The following is a 17,187-nucleotide window of genomic DNA, read 5'->3' as shown; positions in this document are numbered from 1 at the left end:
ATTTTCTTTCAAAACTTCAGATAGTTACCGTGAGTCATCAACGGGGGACAGCCGAGAATCACCGGTCAGGATAGATTTGAAACTACAGTATTTTCTAAGTAAAGCTGTAAATATCCGCCATGCGCCTCACAAAGTCTCTCATAGCTGCCTTTGATCAATGTCCGAAGCGCCTATGGCTTGAGGCGCATAAAGGCGCGCCAACCCAGGAAAGCCCTCAAGCAGAGCTCCGGAAGGCCGAAGGAGAGCGCATCGGCGTTATAGCACGAACGCTTCGGCCTGGTGGAACCCTTGTCGACTCGCATCTCGGTCAGGAAGAAGCCCTTGCATTCACGCAAAAACTTCTGGCAGCGACGCCGCCTGCTCCGATCTTTGAGGCGGCTTTCCTTCATGACAATACCTACATCCGTGTCGATATACTAACGCCGTTGCCGGGCGGCTCGTGGTATCTTGTTGAAGTCAAAAGTGCGGCGAGCCTCAAGGATCATTATGTGCGCGACCTCGCCACCCAGCTCTATGTAGCGAAAGGGGCTGGATTAAACATAGGCAAAGCAAGCGTATGGCATATCGATAGCTCATTCATTCTCAGGGCCATCGATGAGTATGACGGTCTCTTCTCCGAACAAAATGATACAGAGAACTTTGACGTAATCGTTGACGGGCGACCGCAGGATATCTCTACCGCGCAGCACATTTTAGATGCTGATGAACCGGATGTTGATGTGGGCGATCACTGCACTTCGCCGTACGATTGTCCGTTTCAGGATTACTGCTCTTCGTTGCATCCAAGCCCACCCGATTGGCCGACGACCCTGTTACCTGCCGCCGCCGGTAAGAAAGCCGCTGCCGCACTTGCCGACCTAGGAATTGAGGACCTTTTGCAGGTTCCTATCGGCTACTTCGACGATCCAAAATTGCACCGCATCCACCAAGCCACCGTTTCGGGTATTGCCCATCACGAGCGAGAGGCAATACGAAAGAAGATCGCAGAATGGCGCTATCCACTTCATTTTCTTGACTTCGAGACCATCCAATTCGCCGCGCCTATCTGGCTAGGCGGGAAATCCTACGCTCAAACACCATTTCAATTCTCAAATCACATTCTTCAAGAGGATGGTGCGCTATCACACCATGAATTTCTTGACCTGTCAGGGAACGATCCACGACGCGCTTGCGCTGAGGCGCTAGTTGAAATTCTCTGCGCGCCGGATGTGGAGGAAGGCTCCATCGTCGCCTATTTCGCCGGTTTTGAGAAGCAGTGCATCAAGGGCCTCGCGCTCATATATGACGATCTGCGCGAAAGCCTGATGGGCATTCACGAGCGCGTCGTTGACCTGCTTCCAGTGGTGCGCGAGCACTATTATCATCGAGATCAGCGCGGGAGCTGGTCGATCAAGGCAGTGCTTCCGACCGTTTGTCCGGAACTCGACTATGCTGATCTTGAAGTGAAGGATGGAACAAACGCTCAATCAGCTTATGTTCAGGCAATTGATCCCAGCACCCCGCCGCAGAAAAAATCTGCAATCGGCAGTGCGCTCAAAGAGTATTGCAAGCGCGATACACTAGCTATGGTGAAGCTGTTGTTGGCTCTATCCGAATAGCCAATATCAATGTCTTGATTACAAAATTCCCGCTTGACGGGTAATACCGCGGATCTGAATTCCGATAAGAAAATTTGTGGCAATGCCCTGCAGAAACGCAGAGGCACTCGAAAGTTCCGCACCGCGATTATTCGCCATCCTCTTCCTCGAGATCTTCATCGTCATCGTCGTCGTAGTAGTCCTCTTCGTCATCATCATAGTGAAACGCGCTATCATTCCAGATGGTCGCAAGGCATTTTTCGTCGGCCTTAGGAGTCAGCGAAGTGCGCCCCGTCAGTAAAAGTAAGTCGCGATAGGCGGCGAATGCGAGCATGTCGAAAGGATTGTCGAAGCTCCGAGCGTCATGATCGGTGAGGCGCCAGAGAATGAGCTTCTGCGCAATCTCTTCGAAGGTGCCGGCCCGCGTTCGCGCTCCGAACTGGATGAGTTTCTTCTCAGCGGCAAACCAGGCGCGCTCATTATCCTCGACCGCTGCAAGTTCAGGGCAATCGTTGAAAGTTTTGTACCGGGCTGACGCGTCTGCTTCGACACGGTTTCGTTCGGCCATAATACTTTCGAGTTGGGCGACCATGTGACGGTATTCGCTGATTAGTATGCCGAATGGCGACTCTGCCGCCGTCACGTCAAAGGGATTGTTTAGATCGAAATCGGCCGGGGCGATCAGCGAGGCGGCGCCTTGGAGAATTGTTCGACGAGTTGTCATTGGGCTTTCTCTCCCGTCTCGCGGAATGCGAGATATTTCGAAGGAAGATTCGAGATTTTGCGAATCGTTAGGCGCATGGGTGACCCTCCACGACTTGCCAAAAGTAACGATAATTTATATTCTAATACTATTTTTTATATCTTGCGACAAGCGCTTTTTTATATTTAGTTGCGTTTTTTGATATCCTCTGCCCATTGTTCCGGGATGATTACCCCAGAACAGTGTCGGGCGGCTCGTGGCTTGCTGGATTGGACCCAGCAGGAGCTGGCGGCGAACGCCAAGATCAGCAATCAGACTGTCCGGAATTTTGAACACAGAAGCAGCGAACTGCGAGACAGCACCGCTCAGCTTTTGCGGATGTTGTTTGAGGCCAATGGCGTCGTTTTCATCGACGAGAATGGTGGCGGTCCGGGTGTGCGGCTGGAAAAACCTGTGAAAAGCGGTGATTAGCCGAAGCCTCAATTTCGGACGGCCGTCTATTCGCAAGACACCGTGTCTTGCTTCGCGTCATCGCAATTTACCGGCAAAACAGAATTCTGCCGGTAAACCGGGAACGGCCTATCGTCCACTGTCCATGGACCGTGGACATTCGTATCCCCCGAGAATGGCGGCGGGCCGGCCGTCCGCCAGGCAAAACCTGCCAGAAATTAGGAGGGGTAGTTGGAGCCTTTAATAGCGAATTTTCTTATTAAAGGTTCGCGCGCCTACCTTAAATAAGGCTCTCCGGACCGCTTGCTGAAAGGCTGTTTCTGGTTCAAGACTATACCACAAATTATCTTTTGTGGTATATTGAGCGGCTATGACACCGATCCCACTGACTTTGCAGACGCTCTATCAGGACCTTCTTCAGGCCCATCTCGACCGCGCGCCTGAAGAAATGACCGGCTCCCCGCATATCAGGAAAAGCGGCGGAAAGTCATTCTGGTATGTGACGGTGCGGGCGCCTGGCGGGGCGCACCACCAACATTTCGTCGGTCCTGACAACGAGGATACGCGGGCGCGCATCGAGCGCTGGAATGCGGCGCGAAACGACGCGCGCGCATTCCGGGCGAATGCGTCCGAAAAGGCAGCGGCCTTGAGATCTGCGCGTCTTCCCGCGCTCGACATGACCACCGGCAAGGTTTTGCGCGCCATAGCGCAGGCCGGCGCATTCCGGCTCGGGGGCGTCCTTGTCGGCACGCATGCATTCCGGCTCTATGACTTGGAGCTTGGGGCGCGGATTTCATCGGGCGCAACTGCCATCACCGCCGATATCGACGTGGCCTCATTTGAAAAACTGTCCCTGGCCGTCGATGACCACGCCGAGCCGCAACTTCCTGAAGTCCTGCATTCTCTCGGCATGAGCCCCATCGGTTCGCTTGATGCAAAGAAACCGACACGGTGGCGCATGGCTGACAGCGATTTCGTTGTCGATTTTCTGGCGCCATCGTTCGACGAACGGGAAGGACCGCAGAAGCTCGAAGCGTTGGGCGTGTGGGCGCAAGGCCTGCATTTTCTGAATTTTCTAATCCGCGATCCAATATCGGCGGTAGCGCTCTATCGAGAAGGCGTCCTTGTGCAGATTCCGCGCCCCGAACGCTTTGCAATCCATAAGCTGATTGTCGCTGCGCGTCGCCGCGGCCCCGGCAAAGCCAAGACGGAAAAGGATATCGAGCAAGCGCGAGCCCTGATTACAGCACTCGCCGAAATGCGCCCCCAAGAACTTACGAGCGTTTACGAAGAAGCTTTGCAGCAGGGAGAAGCATGGCGGAAAGCCATCGAAGACTCATTGAAGCGCGCGCCTGACATACGCGAACTTATCAAAAACGCGATTTGAATATGCATCGAAAATTATTTCGTCCTAATGCTGACAAACATGCGCAAACGTGATACAGAATAGATCATGTTTGGGAACTGAATTACCCAAGCGTAATGAAGTGTTGGTATGATGCTTGGTACACGGATGAACAACCTCTCGCAGCATTTTGATAGTAAAATCAGACTCGGGACGGCTGATTCCTCTCCTGGCACCAAAATCATTGAAATATTTCGCAGATTCCGCCTTGATGGCCCTTGCCCGCGGCAACCGGTTGATGTCGCTCATATTTGACCGGACAATTTCCATCTAACACACTCATATCCTGTGGATTGAGGAGTTTCGGGCAATTCCGACCGACGCCCGTTTTGGCAAGGATATGCATCAAGCAACACCGCCCGGAGGCGCAGACAAGCACGCCTTCGTGACAACGGACCTGTCAAAGGTCTATGGCGAAGGGCCGGCGGCGGTTCACGCCCTGCGCGGCGTCGACCTCGAAATTCCCACCGGGGAGCTTGTGGTCCTGCTAGGTCCTTCAGGCAGCGGGAAGTCGACCCTTTTGAATATTCTCGGCGGGATCGACCGGGCCTCGAGCGGGCGCGCCTGGTTCAAAGGCGACGAACTCACCGCCATGAATGATCGCCAGCTGACTGCTTATCGGCGCCGCCATGTGGGGTTTGTTTTTCAGTTCTACAATCTCATGCCGAGCCTCACCGCGCTTGAAAATGTGGACCTCGTTGCAGAAATCGCCGCCGCGCCGATGCCGGCGCTGGAGGCGCTCGATCTCGTGGGCCTTAAAAATCGCGCCACGCATTTTCCTTCCGAACTTTCAGGCGGCGAGCAACAGCGCGTTGCTATCGCCCGCGCCATCGCCAAAAACCCGACCGTCTTGTTTTGCGATGAACCCACCGGCGCCCTCGACAGCACAACCGGCGTCGGCGTCCTGAAAGCCTTGCAGGAGCTCAACACAAGGCTCGGGACAACGACGCTGATCATCACGCATGCGGCGGCGACCGCCGCCATGGCCGACCGCGTCATCCACTTTGCCGACGGACAGATCCGCGAGGTCGTCAAGAACGACCACAAGGTCTCTCCCGCTGAAATCAGCTGGTGACGTTTCATGCTCTCGCTTACCAGTATTCTTGACCGCAAGCTTCTCCGTGATCTCTGGCGCATCAAGGGACAGGCGGCGGCGATCATCTTTGTCATCGCCGCCGGGATTTCCCTGTTCGTCATGTCCCACGGCATGATGATCTCGCTCGATGAAACCATGCGCGCCTATTATGAGCGCTATCGTTTCGCAGACATGTTCGCGCCGGCGAAGCGAGCGCCTGATCATATCCTTGAGGAGTTGCGCGCGCTGCACGGCGTCAATGACGTCGAGGGACGCATCAGCGGCGGCGGGCTTGTCACCCTGCCCGGCGTGTCGGCGCCGATCAGCGCGCGGGTTCTGTCTTATGATCCGGAAGCAGCGGCGCCGATCAACGGCGTTCATTTATCATCGGGGCGGATGATCTCGCCAACGCGTACGGACGAAATCTTGCTGCTCAAATCTTTCGCCGACGCCCATGAGCTTGAGCCGGGGGATACCCTCCCCGTCACCATGAACGGCGTTCAGCATGAGTTTATCATCGCCGGCCTCGCTTTGTCGCCGGAATTCATTTACGCCCTGCCGCCAGGCGAATTCGTGGTCGATCCAGGACGCTTTGCAGCTTTGTGGGCCAGCAAGGAAGCCATGGAAGCCGCCTACGACCTTGACGGCGCGTTCAATGAAGCCATCCTGACTCTTTCTCGCGGCGCCAGTGAACAATTTCTAATTGATGAGCTAAACCGCATCCTCGCGCCCTATGGCGCCACCGGCGCATATTCTCGCGCCGATCAGATATCCAACAAGTATCTTGTGGAAGAACTGGCGCAGCTCGACACGATGGGCCGTGTCATGCCGCCAATCTTTCTCGCTGTTTCCATCTTTCTATTAAATATCGTTATCACCCGGCTAGTGCAGACCGAGCGTGAACAGATCGGCCTTATCAAGGCGTTTGGGTATTCAAACGCGGATGTCGCCATCCACTATCTCAAATTCGTGCTGGCGATTGCGATCGGCGGCGCGCTGGTCGGTTGGGGCGGCGGCGTATGGCTTGGACGTATGATCGGAGAGATCTACCGGCTCTATTTTAATTTCCCGTTCCTCGTATTCATCGCTGATTTCTCCACGCTCGGCTTCGCTCTGGCGATCAGCGCCTTCGCCGCCGCCGCCGGCGCATTTTTCGCCGTCCGCTCCGCCATCGACCTGACGCCGGCCGTCGCCATGCGCCCGCCAGCGCCGCCGAAATTTGCAAGCGGAAACGGGTGGCAACAAGCCGTCAGCCGCTTCATGGACCAGCCGAGCCGGATGATCCTGCGCCGCCTTGCCAGAAATCCAACGCGCGCATTGCTGACCGCGTTCGGCATCGGCGCGGCTATGGGCCTTTCCGTAATGATGCGCTTCAACATCAACGCGACCGATTACATGCTCGATGTCAGTTTCAATGTAATCGACCGCAGCGATGTTCTTGTCACTTTCGTCGAACCCATGTCCGACAAGACCATTCTTGAAATTGCACGCATTGACGGCGTCACCTTGGTGGAGCCGTTCCGGTCAACAGCCGTCATGTTCAAGAATGACCGAAAGGACTATCTCGGCGGCATTACGGGGCTGCCCGATAATCCGGTGCTGAACCGCGCCGTCGACTCCAACCTCAATGACGTAGACATTTCAGGCGACGGCATCGTTCTTTCCGAACAGCTTGCGGAAATCCTGAACATCTCCGTCGGCCAGACCTTGACCGTTGAAGTGCGCGAAGGGCGTCGCCCGACGCTCGGCATTCCTGTGGTTGGGCTCGTGGAAGCCTTGATCGGCACACCCGCCTATATGGATATGGAAGCGCTCAACCGCCGGCTGAAAGAACCGAACCATGTTTCTGGCGCTTACTTGAAAATCGACCCCCGAATGCGCGCGGAGGTCTATGATCAGATCAAGGCGATCCCCATGGTCGCCGGCGTCAGCCTGCGGCGGGAGGCCTATGAAAATTTCGCCAAGATGATTGACGAAGGTCCTGGCGTCTTCCGCTACATCATGACCGTCTTCTCGATCGTGATCGCCGCAGGCGTTGTCTATAACGGCGCACGCATCGCCTATATCGAGCGCCAGCGCGATCTCGCGAGTCTGCGTGTGCTTGGCTTCACCAAGATCGAGACGGGCTATGTTCTGCTGGGGGAACTGGCTGCGCTCGCCATCATCGCCCTGCCTATCGGCTCGGCGCTCGGCTTTCTGCTCTGGTCTTATATGGCGACCGCCCTGTCAACGGAACTTTACCAAATCCCTATTATCTACAGGGAAGATGGGCTTGGCTATGCAGCGATTATCATTTTCCTGGCGACCGCAGTCGCCGGGGCGTTTGTACAGAGCGACGTTTCAAAAATTGATTTGGCGAGCGCGCTCAAAACCCGGGACTGAGTAAGATGAAGGGATTGAAATCACGCAGCACGGTCATCGCCGCCGCCCTTGGGCTGGTCGGCCTGTTCATGCTCTACGCCTTTTGGCCGCGCCCGATGGCTGTCGACCTCGGTGAGGCTGCGCGCATACCGATGATGGTGACGATCGACGAAGAAGCCAAAACGCGAGTCCGCGACGCCTATATCGTATCAGCGCCGGTCGCGGGCAGGCTTTTGCGCGTCGATGTCGAACCGGGCGATGAAGTGATTGAAGGCGAAACCGTGATCGTGCGCCTAACCCCTGCAAGCCCCGGCGTTCTTGATGTGCGCACCGAAGAACAGGCGCGCGCCGCCGTGGAAGCCGCCGAAGCCGCGTTGACGCTCGCCAAGGCGGAAGTTCGCCGCGCCGCCGCCGATGCGGACTATGCGCGCGCCGAACTGAACCGCACCCGGACATTAAGAGAGACGGATACGGTTTCCGAAGCCGCGCTCGACCGCGCCGAACGCGCTGAACGCGCCGCCAGCGCCGCACTCGACACCGCGCGCGCCGCCGTATCCTTGCGTGAAGCCGATCTCGACAACGCCCGCGCCATGTTGATGACGCCGACAGAAGCCGATGCAAAAGCGGCCGGTACAAACCCGCACCCGCAAACCTCAATACCGCTGCGCGCCCCCATATCCGGCCGGATTCTGCGCGTTATTCAGGAAAGCGAGACGGTGCTTCCCGCTGGCACGCCAATTCTTGAAATCGGCGACCCCCTGGGCGATCTTGAAATCGTGGCGGAGCTCCTCTCCACAGATGCCGTCAAAGTGTCGCCTGGCGACCGCGTCATTGTCGACAAATGGGGCGGCGATGATCCGCTTGAAGGCCGCGTTGAAAAAATCGAACCCTGGGGATTTACGAAATACTCCGCGCTCGGCGTCGAGGAACAACGCGTCAACGCCGTGATTCAATTCTCAGGACCGGAGGATGCGCGCGTAAAGCTCGGCCATGGTTTTCGTGTTGAAGCGCGGATTGTTATCTGGGAGTCCGAGGACGCGCTGGCGATCCCTTCAAGCGCCGTTTTCCGTCATGGCGATCAATGGGCGGTATTCGCCGTGGATAAAGGGCGCGCGCGTTTGCACATTATCGACGCCGGCCGCAATAACGGAATTATGACAGAAGTCCGCAGCGGCCTTGAAGACGGCGACAGCATTATCCTGTATCCAGGCAATCGCGTCAGAGACGGCGCGCGGGTCAAACAGCGCGAACTCGAATAAGTTCGTTCTTACCAGTGTTCGAGCTTACCGAGAAAATACTCGTGCAAGTCGCGCTCATTCTCGTTGGTGAGATCCTTGTCGTAAACGCCAATCAGTTTCGCCGTCGTTTCCGCAGGCAGTTTTTTTCGCAAAATGCCCAAGGCCGCTGGCGGGGCCGCCACCACGAGTTGGTCGAACCGGCCTTTCCTGTCTGCTTCCGCCACTTCCTGCGCGCAATCGACAAGAAAATCCTGTCCTGCCTTGTCATGCTCGGAGCCGCCCTCTACGGCGAAAGGCGCGCCGGTTCCGATCGTGCGCCCGCGCGCCGGACGATCACGCCCAAGATCGCGTGAAGGTTTGCGCGCATCATCGTCAGCGACGTCTTCTATCTTTGACCATGTGCCATGAGGCCCGGAACTTTCAATGATGCGGGACTTTGCGCTATCGGCGATTAAAAACCATGTTGTGCGTTTTGGCAGCTTCATAAAGCCTCCCTGTCGTCAGCCATATTGAAACGGCCCGGCGGGCTATCCTGAATAGACATTAAGGATATAGGCGCGGTATGACTTGCAACAAGGCCGTCCGCAGTGCGACGTTTACGCATGCCGAAGGAACTTTCCCCTGAAACCGCTCTCTCCCTGGCATAGCCTTTCCCCTCATGAAGCGTTCGAAAAGCTCGACGCAAAAAGCGAGGGACTGTCCGAAGCGGAAGCGGCGCGGCGCCTTGAGGCTGACGGTCCGAACCAATTGCCGGAAACCGGCCGCCCATCGCGACTGCTAATCATTCTCCGCCAGTTCAATAATCCGCTGATATTCATCCTGTTCGCGGCGGCCGCCGCCGCCTTCATCCTTGGCGAGACAGCCGATGGAATCTTTATTTGCGCGGTTGTCGCCATCAACGTGCTTATCGGCGCGCTACAGGAGTGGCGCGCGGAAGCAAGCGCCGCTTCCCTGAAGAAAACCTTGCGCATCAAACCGACAATCATCCGCGACGGCGTGCGCCGAGTTGTCGACATTGAAGATATTGTCGCCGGCGACATTATCTGTCTCGAGTCCGGCGCCGTCGCGCCAGCAGATATGCGGCTTGTCTCGGCGCACGATTTGCGCATGGATGAATCCCTCCTCACAGGAGAATCGGCGCCCGTCGCAAAGCAAAGCGATATTGCGCTCGCAACGGAAACAATGCTGGGCGACCGGCGCAATATGGCGCTCGCCGGCACGATGGTCGTCGCCGGCCGCGGCGCAGGGCTTGTCTGCGCGACAGGAGAAGATACGGAACTCGGCGCCATTGCGACCATGCTGGGCGCGCGCGGGGCGCGGCCGCCGCTTCTTATTCGCATGGAGGCCTTCTCTGCGCGGGTCGGCCTCTTGATCGTAATGCTCACGGCGCTTCTGGGCGTCGCGTTTTTTGTTCAGGGCGCATCCTTTTCAGACGTGCTTCTCCTTTCGGTCGCCCTCGCCGTATCGGCGATACCGGAGGGCCTGCCCGCCGCCATCACCGTCACGCTCGCCATTGCCTCCTCACGCATGGGCAAACGTAATGTCATCGTCCGTCGATTACCCGCGGTCGAAGCGCTTGGCTCCTGCACCCTCATCGCAACCGACAAGACCGGCACGCTGACTGTCAACCGCCTGACGGCGAAGAAAATCATTCTGCCCGACGGCGCGGAATTCGATGTCACCGGCGAAGGGCTGGAGCTCTCCGGCGAGCTGTGCGCGGCGCCCGGGGCGCCCGGCGATGAAAGCGGAAGAAGCCGCGTCCTTCGCCTTTCGCGCGCGGCGGCGCTCACCAATGAGGCTGACATCCGGGAAACCGACGGCGTTGTCGAAGCGCGCGGCGATTCGGTGGACATCGCCTTTCTCGTGCTGGCGGAAAAACTCGGCGCCCGTAAAAAGGACCTTCAGGATACATTTCGCCGTCACTCGGCCCTGCCCTATGAACCGCAGCACGGCTATTCCGCATCCCTCGATATCGAAACAGAGAATGGTTTTATCTCCGCAAAAGGCGCGCCTGAAATTGTTCTCAAAATGTGCGCCGGCGTTGACCGGGAAATCGCTGACGCGGCGCTGCACCGTCTCGCCAGCGCCGGTTATCGCGTGATCGCGGTGGCGCAAGGCTCTGCGCCTTCGGACGGCGCCGAGCTCTCCGTCGAGCATCTCGGCGATTTGGAGTTTCTCGGCTTCGTAGGGCTCATCGACCCCCTTCGCAAGGAAGCGCCGGAAGCCGTCGCATCCGCGCGCTTAGCAGGCGTCGATGTGCGCATGGTGACAGGCGATCATCCCGAGACCGCCCTCGCGATCGCCCGCCAGCTTGATCCGTCCTGGGCGCCGGATTGCGTGTTGACCGGCGCCGAACTTTCCAAACTCACAGGCGATGCTTTACGCAGCAGCATCAATAACGCCCAAATTTTTGCGCGCGTTGAACCGGCGCAAAAGAACCTCATCGTTCGCGAGCTTCAAGCCGAGGGCCATTTCGTCGCTGTCACCGGCGACGGCGTAAACGATGCGCCGGCGCTGAAAGCCGCCAATGTCGGCGTCGCCATGGGCGCCGGCGGCACCGATGTCGCCCGCGCCGCCTCCGATCTGATCATCACCGACGACAATTTCGCCTCCATCGTCGCGGGCGTTGAAGAAGGCCGCGCCGCTTATGACAATATCCGGAAAATCGTCTGGCTGTTGCTCGCCACCGCTGTGACTGAAGTCCTGATCTTTGTTCTGGCGCTCGTTTTCTCCATGCCGATCCCGCTGACGGCGGTTCAAATCCTCTGGATGAATCTCGTCACGGAAGGCGTTCAGGATGTGGCCCTCGCCTTTGAAGGCAAGGAGCCCGACCTCATGAAACGAAAACCGAGAAAACCGAATGAGCCGATTTTCAACCGGCAGATGATTGAGCAATGCCTCATCATTGGGCTTTATGTCAGCATCATTTCCTTTGGTCTGTACTATTACCTTCATGAAATTCTCGGATTTGACGTCGAAACCGCGCGAAATCTCAATCTGTTGTTTCTTGTCTCCTTCCACAATTTTCACGCCTTCAATTGCCGGTCTGAGACCCGCTCTGCCTTTCAGGTTCCGCTTAGCGCAAACCCCATTCTGATCTTCGGCGTCGCCGGGGCCCAGCTCATCCATATTCTGGCCATGTACACGCCCGTGATCAGCGATGTTTTGGAGATCGAACCTGTAGCGTTATGGGAGTGGGCGGTTGTATTTACGCTTGGAGCGACCGTTGTGCTGGTCGGCGAGCTTTATAAGTTTTTTATCGCCCGCCCCCGGGCGCAACGCCGCCACACCGGACAGAGAGAAAGTCCCGTCCATGCCTGATGACAGCAGCCAAAACGATCTGGAAAGCGGCGGCGGCAAGCCTGCGCCAACTCAACAGCAGCGGCGCACGCCGCGACTGATCGCAATCCTTGCGGGCGTCTCCGCTCTTGCCGCGCTGGTTCTTTTCATCGCCCATAGCGGCGATATTACCGCTTTCGCCCGGCAAGCCGCCAACGCCAAGGCAGGCCCGCTTGCCGGCGCTGTCGCTGTCCAAAGCCTTCCCTACATTCTCGCCGCCTATGTATGGCTTCTGTTTTTGAGACGCATGGGGACAGCGCCAAAACTCGCCTCGCTCATTCCTTTGTCCTTCGCAAAATTGTTCGCGGATCAGGCGCTGCCGTCCGGCGGCATATCGGGCGCCGCGTTTTTCCTGTTTGCGCTCACGCGACGCGGCGTGCCGGACAAGACGGCGTTTCGCACCTTCGTTTTTGCCACATCCGCCTATTTCCTCGCTTTCCTCATTGCGGCGATCATCAGCCTGATCGCGCTTTCCACGGCGGAAAAAGCCCCGCCCGCGCTTTCGGCCAGCGTCTCCGCCTTTGCCGGCCTGTTCTTGCTGCTGACGCTCATTGCCGGCCTTGTCGTTCTTTACAAACCTGAAACGGCGCCGGCTTTCGTGCGTAAAAGACGGCTGACGGCAAAGGCGGCGGAATTCGCCGGAGCCGCCATCCATGACATTCGCACGATGCCCTCGCTCTTTATGAGGATGACAATCATCCTCATCGCCGTGCGGGCGGTCGACGGCTTTACGCTGATGCTGATTTCAGAGGCGATCGGCGCGCCCATCAGCTTTTCCACCGGCTTTATCGCCGTCGCCATCGCCTCTATCGCCGCCACCATAGGCCCCGTCCCCATGGGGCTCGGCACTTTTGAAGCAGGCATGATCGCAAGCCTCAGCGTTTTTGGCGCTTCAGTCGAGGATGCGCTCACCATCACCCTGATTTACCGAGGACTGACGCTGTGGCTGCCGCTCCTGCCCGGATTCCTGATTATTCAGCGTGAGTTCTTGCACCGCCCGGCTGCTCTTTCCGTGAAAGGGACTGATGCTGATCAATCTTGAAATGCGGGTTTACAACTAAGATATGAAATAAAGGCAGAAAAAGGGAGCGTTCCCTTGTTCAAGGACCGCCAGCAGGCTGGAAGATTGCTTGCGGAGAAACTCTCGGGTTTCGCCGCTGCAAATCCTGTTGTTTATGCCCTGCCGCGCGGCGGCCTGCCCATTGCGGAAGAAATCGCCCGCCGGCTGAATGCACCACTCGATCTGATCCTCGTGCGCAAGCTTGGCGCGCCGGGGCATGAAGAACTCGCCATGGGCGCTCTTGTCGACGGCGCCGCGCCCACGACGATCCTTCACGACGATGTCATTGCCGAGCTCGCGGTTCCGGAAAGTTATATCGAACACTCAAAAGCCGCCGCCTTGCGTGAAATTGAACGCCGGCGAAAGCTTTACATGAAAGACCGCCCTGCAATCTCACCGCAAGGACGCACCGTCATCATCGCCGATGACGGTCTCGCCACCGGCGCAACCATGGAGGCGGCCGTCGCCGCCATGCGCAAGGCGAAGGCGGGCCGCATTGTCGTCGCCGTTCCCGTCGCGCCGGATGATACGGTTCAAGCCCTCCGGCACAAAGCCGACGACGTCATCGTGCTTCAAAAACCGAATCCATTCTGGTCCGTAGGGTCGTGGTACGAATCCTTTCCACAGCTCGCCGATGAAGATGTCATCGCAACGCTTGAGCGGACATATGCGGCGCAGGCGGCGCCATGACCGGTTATATCGCCTGGTTCTCCGACATATCGAGACATGATGTCGTGCGCGTCGGCGGCAAGAACGCGTCCCTCGGCGAACTTGTCAGAAATCTTTCCGCCGCCGGAATTCAGGTTCCGGGCGGTTTCGCTGTCACTGCCGCGGCCTACAGAAAATTCCTGGAAGCGAATGAGCTTGGTGAAAAGCTCTCGCGCGAATTGGCGCGATATGAACAAGATCCGACCATGCTCGCCGATGTTGGGCGAAAAGTGCGCGCGTTCATATTGGACGGCGACATGCCCGCCGACATCGCTGATGCTATCCGCGATGCTTATAAAAAACTTGCGGGAAGCGGTCCGGCGCCCAGCGTCGCGGCGCGCTCAAGCGCCACGGCGGAAGACCTTCCCGAAGCGAGTTTCGCCGGACAGCTTGAGACTTATCTCAACGTAGAAGGCGACGCCGCCCTGATCGACGCCTGCCGCAAATGTTTTGCTTCCCTCTATACGGACCGGGCCATCAGCTACCGCCGTAATCAGGGATTTGGCCAGATGGATATCGCCGTGTCCGTCGGCGTTCAGCGCATGGTGCGGTCGGATAAAGCATCTTCGGGCGTCATGTTTTCCATCGATACCGATAGCGGCTTTCCCAATGTCGTCTTGATCAACGGCGCCTGGGGCCTTGGCGAAACTGTTGTTCAGGGCATGGTCGACCCTGATGAGTATGAAATTTACAAACCGCTATTGAGCGACGAAAAGCTGACCCCCATCCTGCGCAAAAAATGCGGCGCCAAAGAACAGAAAATGATTTACGCCGACAGCGGCGACCGTCCGGTCGCCCTGACGGACACATCGACACAAGAGCGCAAGGCGTTTGTCCTCAGCGAGTCTGAAATCCTGACGCTCGCGCGCTGGGCGGTGAAGATCGAAGACCATTACGGCCAGCCCATGGATATGGAATGGGCGAAAGATGGGGAAACGGGCGAGCTGTTCATCGTTCAGGCGCGCCCGGAGACCGTGCAGGCGCGCAAGGCCGCTGGCGCGCTCAAGACCTATCGCCTGAAACAGAGCGGAACGCGGCTGCTTGAAGGCGCCGCGATTGGCGACGCAATCGCCTGCGGCAAGGTCTGCCGCATTGAAAGCGCGGACCGTATCGCCGATTTTGAAGAAGGCTCGGTGCTGGTCACGCAAACGACTGACCCCGACTGGGCGCCGATCATGAAAAAAGCCGCCGCCATCGTCACCGATCATGGCGGCCGCACCAGCCACGCCGCCATTGTCAGCCGTGAGCTCGGTCTTCCCGCGATTGTCGGCGCCGCGAACGCCACCAGTCTGCTTCATGACGGACAGGACGTCACCGTTTCCTGCGCCGAGGGCGAGACCGGTTATGTCTATGACGGCCTCCTCGACTTCGATTCAGCGGATCTTGACCTGACGGCCATGCCGGAAACGCGCACCCAAATCATGCTCAATATGGCCAATCCCTCAACCGCCTATCGCTGGTGGCGGCTGCCAAGCGACGGCGTTGGGCTCGCGCGCATCGAATTCATTATCAGCGATATCATCAAGATCCATCCGCTGGCGCTGGCGCGTTTTGACAGTCTCGACGATGAGGCGGCGCGCCGCGAAATTGAAACGCTCACAAGCGCCTATGAAGACAAGGCGGAGTATTTCGTCGATCTCCTGTCACGCGGCGTCGCACGGATTGCCGCTGCGCATTACCCAAAGCCTGTCATTGTGCGGCTGAGTGATTTTAAAACCAACGAATATGCGAGTCTGATCGGCGGCAAGATGTTTGAACCGCAGGAAGACAATCCGATGATCGGCTGGCGCGGCGCCAGCCGCTATTATCATGAAAATTACCGGGACGGTTTCGCGCTTGAATGCAGGGCAATGCGCCGCGCGCGCGAGGCGTTGGGGCTTTCCAATATCAAGCTGATGATTCCCTTCTGCCGCACTTTGGAGGAAGCCGATCAAGTGCTTGAGGAGATGGCGCGCAACGGCCTCAAACGCGGCGAAAAAGACCTTGAAATTTACGTCATGGCGGAAATTCCGTCGAACGTCATTCTCGCCAATGCGTTCGCTGACCGGTTCGACGGTTTTTCCATCGGTTCGAATGATCTGACCCAACTGACGCTGGGGATTGACCGGGACAGCGCCATGCTGCAACCGCTCTTCGACGAGCGCAACGCGGCCGTCACGACACTCATCTCGGAGCTTATCAAAAAAGCCGCGGAGACAGAGACCCCGGTCGGCATCTGCGGTCAGGCGCCAAGCGACTATCCGGAATTCGCGGCGTTCCTCGTGGAAAAAGGAATAAGCTCGATTTCCGTGAACCCCGACAGCTTCCTCAAAGTGAAAGAAGCCGTCGCCGCTGCGGAAAAAACCGCTAGCGCATCATAAAGACCGGCATTTTCGCTTCATGAATCATGTGGCGGGTAAAGCCGCCCAACACCGCCTCGCGCCAGCGGCTATGGGAATAAGCGCCCATCACCAACAGGTCGGGCTTTTCCTGGCGGATTTCTTCATCAAGCCGCGCAGTGGCGTTTTCGTTATCCTGAACCTCGACCTTCTGCCGCGCCGCCTCGACGCCATGAAGGCGCAAATAGGCCGTGATTTCGTCGGTATTGATGAAAGGATCATCGGCCTTGCGCACGGAGATCACGGTCACTGTTTCGGCGTCTTGCAAAACCGAAAGCGAAGCCGCGACGGCGCGCGCCGCCTCCTGACTGCCGTTCCAGGCCACGACAATCTTTTGCGGCGCCGCCGCAAGGCCGCTTGCCGGCGTCAGCAGCACGGGCCGGCCCGACTGAAACAACAGACTTTCAGCGACGCTTTCTTCCATGGGATTGGCGTCATCGCCGGCGGCCGCAAGAACGGAGAGATCGTGCGCCGTCGCCTTTAGCGCGTACTCCACCAGCACATCCCCCTCTCCCTCAGACCAGGACGCCGTCGCGCCATGATCGTCCTTGTGCTCTTCAAGACTGACGACGCCAGCGCCAATCTCCGTGCACAGCTTGCCAAAAAGCGCCTTCAACCCGTCAGCGAGTTTTTCTTCCGCCTGTTGGAAGCTTTCCGTAAATTCCGTGGAGACGCCGCCAAGAGGAAAATAAACTGTCGTTGCAGGGACCGGGCGACTGCGGACATGAACAGCGGAGATATGCGCCTTGCTTTCCTTCGCGAGCGCCGCCGCCGCGCGAAAAGCGGTTTCAGCCGACTTTTCCTCAAAGAACGGAACGAAAATCGATTTTAGCGCCATGATCGTTTCTCCTGAAACAGGAAGGCTACCCTACGCCGCAGCGGCGTTTGTTGAT

Annotated in this window: 13 protein-coding genes; 10 read left to right on the top strand and 3 right to left on the bottom strand. The window is 57.8% G+C overall.

Annotated elements, in window-relative coordinates; translation table 11 throughout:
• Window positions 1-119 precede the first annotated feature (119 nt).
• The gene (locus ACFC5L_RS08165) at window positions 120-1,598 is read left to right on the top strand and encodes a DUF2779 domain-containing protein (protein WP_375204244.1); all 1,479 of its coding nucleotides are present in this window, start codon (window positions 120-122) and stop codon (window positions 1,596-1,598) included.
• Between the two features lie 127 nt (window positions 1,599-1,725).
• Here the strand turns inward: ACFC5L_RS08165 and ACFC5L_RS08160 are convergent, their stop codons facing one another.
• Window positions 1,726-2,301 carry a hypothetical protein gene (locus ACFC5L_RS08160; protein ID WP_375204245.1) on the bottom strand — a complete coding sequence of 192 codons (576 nt, stop codon included), beginning with the start codon at window positions 2,299-2,301 and terminating at the stop codon, window positions 1,726-1,728.
• 204 nt (window positions 2,302-2,505) lie between these two features.
• Between ACFC5L_RS08160 and ACFC5L_RS08155 the strand changes: the two genes are divergently transcribed.
• The 5 genes from ACFC5L_RS08155 (at window position 2,506) to ACFC5L_RS08135 (ending at window position 8,830) form a co-directional block, all read left to right on the top strand.
• On the top strand, window positions 2,506-2,751 hold the full coding sequence (locus ACFC5L_RS08155) for a helix-turn-helix domain-containing protein (RefSeq protein ID WP_375204246.1): 246 nt from the start codon (window positions 2,506-2,508) through the stop codon (window positions 2,749-2,751).
• Between the two features lie 349 nt (window positions 2,752-3,100).
• Window positions 3,101-4,117, top strand: a complete 1,017-nt coding sequence (locus ACFC5L_RS08150) for a nucleotidyltransferase family protein (protein WP_375204247.1) — start codon at window positions 3,101-3,103, stop codon at window positions 4,115-4,117.
• 358 nt (window positions 4,118-4,475) lie between these two features.
• Window positions 4,476-5,210, top strand: coding sequence for an ABC transporter ATP-binding protein (locus tag ACFC5L_RS08145; protein ID WP_375204248.1), 735 nt, complete (start codon window positions 4,476-4,478; stop codon window positions 5,208-5,210).
• A gap of 6 nt (window positions 5,211-5,216) precedes the next feature.
• Entirely contained in the window at window positions 5,217-7,592 is a 2,376-nt protein-coding gene (locus ACFC5L_RS08140; protein ID WP_375204249.1) for an ABC transporter permease, read from the top strand.
• A 5-nt stretch (window positions 7,593-7,597) separates the two neighbouring features.
• Complete coding sequence (locus tag ACFC5L_RS08135; protein WP_375204250.1) at window positions 7,598-8,830, top strand: efflux RND transporter periplasmic adaptor subunit; 1,233 nt, start codon at window positions 7,598-7,600, stop codon at window positions 8,828-8,830.
• An 8-nt stretch (window positions 8,831-8,838) separates the two neighbouring features.
• Here the strand turns inward: ACFC5L_RS08135 and ACFC5L_RS08130 are convergent, their stop codons facing one another.
• Window positions 8,839-9,294, bottom strand: coding sequence for a host attachment protein (locus ACFC5L_RS08130; RefSeq protein ID WP_375204251.1), 456 nt, complete (start codon window positions 9,292-9,294; stop codon window positions 8,839-8,841).
• Window positions 9,295-9,376: 82 nt separating this feature from the next.
• Here ACFC5L_RS08130 and ACFC5L_RS08125 point away from each other — a divergent pair, with 82 nt between their 5' ends.
• Genes ACFC5L_RS08125 through ppsA form a run of 4 tightly spaced genes read left to right on the top strand, consistent with a single transcriptional unit; the run spans window position 9,377 to window position 16,276 of the window.
• Entirely contained in the window at window positions 9,377-12,130 is a 2,754-nt protein-coding gene (locus ACFC5L_RS08125; protein WP_375204252.1) for a cation-translocating P-type ATPase, read from the top strand.
• The gene (locus tag ACFC5L_RS08120) at window positions 12,123-13,190 is read left to right on the top strand and encodes a lysylphosphatidylglycerol synthase transmembrane domain-containing protein (protein ID WP_375204253.1); all 1,068 of its coding nucleotides are present in this window, start codon (window positions 12,123-12,125) and stop codon (window positions 13,188-13,190) included. Before ACFC5L_RS08125 ends, ACFC5L_RS08120 begins: the two co-directional genes overlap by 8 nt.
• Window positions 13,191-13,244: 54 nt before the next feature.
• On the top strand, window positions 13,245-13,898 hold the full coding sequence (locus tag ACFC5L_RS08115) for a phosphoribosyltransferase (protein ID WP_375204254.1): 654 nt from the start codon (window positions 13,245-13,247) through the stop codon (window positions 13,896-13,898).
• Complete coding sequence (ppsA, locus tag ACFC5L_RS08110) at window positions 13,895-16,276, top strand: phosphoenolpyruvate synthase (RefSeq protein WP_375204255.1); 2,382 nt, start codon at window positions 13,895-13,897, stop codon at window positions 16,274-16,276. Before ACFC5L_RS08115 ends, ppsA begins: the two co-directional genes overlap by 4 nt.
• On the opposite strand, the gene ACFC5L_RS08105 is transcribed toward ppsA, so the two are convergent.
• Window positions 16,263-17,132, bottom strand: a complete 870-nt coding sequence (locus ACFC5L_RS08105; protein ID WP_375204256.1) for a universal stress protein — start codon at window positions 17,130-17,132, stop codon at window positions 16,263-16,265. The two genes, ppsA and ACFC5L_RS08105, sit on opposite strands and share 14 nt — an antisense overlap.
• Window positions 17,133-17,187 lie beyond the last annotated feature (55 nt).

It is taken from the genome of Hyphococcus sp. (assembly GCF_041986965.1).
Taxonomy (GTDB): domain Bacteria; phylum Pseudomonadota; class Alphaproteobacteria; order Caulobacterales; family Parvularculaceae; genus Hyphococcus.
This window is presented reverse-complemented; position numbering and strand designations above follow the sequence as displayed.